This is a genomic window from Caballeronia sp. BR00000012568055 (assembly GCF_029439455.1).
GTDB lineage: Bacteria > Pseudomonadota > Gammaproteobacteria > Burkholderiales > Burkholderiaceae > Caballeronia.
Genome location: NZ_JAQFVG010000295.1, coordinates 1 through 495, shown reverse-complemented (window position 1 = coordinate 495; position 495 = coordinate 1). Strand labels below are relative to the sequence as shown.

Sequence of the window (495 nt, the reverse complement as noted above, 5' to 3'; positions counted from 1 at the left end):
AGTTCAGCGGGACTGCGCGTGATGCTCAAGGCCGCGAAGATCGTGCGCAGTACGGGGCATGATCTGGTGCTGGCGGGTTTGATTCCTCAGGTGCACGAAGTATTTCAGGTGATTGGCTTTGATTCGCTGTTTCGTATCTTGCCGGATCGTGCGGCGGGGCTGGGGGCGTTGGCCAAATGACGTAAAAAAGCCGCCTCATCCCCGAGGCGGCCTTCACTTCAAAACCCAACTCAAGCCTTCGGCGCAAGCCACGAATCTTCGGCTTCGATACCATCCGGATCGTACGTCCACGTGATCTTTTCGTACGTGAACGCCAGGTCTTCCATGTGGCCCATCTGCCGGTTGTTCGGGTCCAGCGCATTCGGCGTCCACGATTCCATATGCGTCAGAATCGCGTTCGAAAGCCGCACGGTGTAGTACTTCTCTTCCGTGCCCTTCGGCGAGATGCGATAGAACTCGAGTTGCACGTCCTTCATCTGCTCGCCCGACGTCAGC

2 protein-coding genes are annotated in these 495 nt (G+C 57.6%); one reads left to right on the top strand and one right to left on the bottom strand.

The annotated features are described in order from the left end of the window. On the top strand, nucleotides 1–180 hold a 180-nt coding region (locus tag P7F28_RS17445; RefSeq protein ID WP_277185776.1), incomplete at its 5' end, for an STAS domain-containing protein. A gap of 50 nt (nucleotides 181–230) precedes the next feature. Here the strand turns inward: P7F28_RS17445 and tssD are convergent. Continuing rightward, nucleotides 231–495 (bottom strand): type VI secretion system tube protein TssD (gene tssD / locus P7F28_RS17440; protein WP_277185775.1); only part of this gene is annotated, 265 nt, incomplete at its 5' end.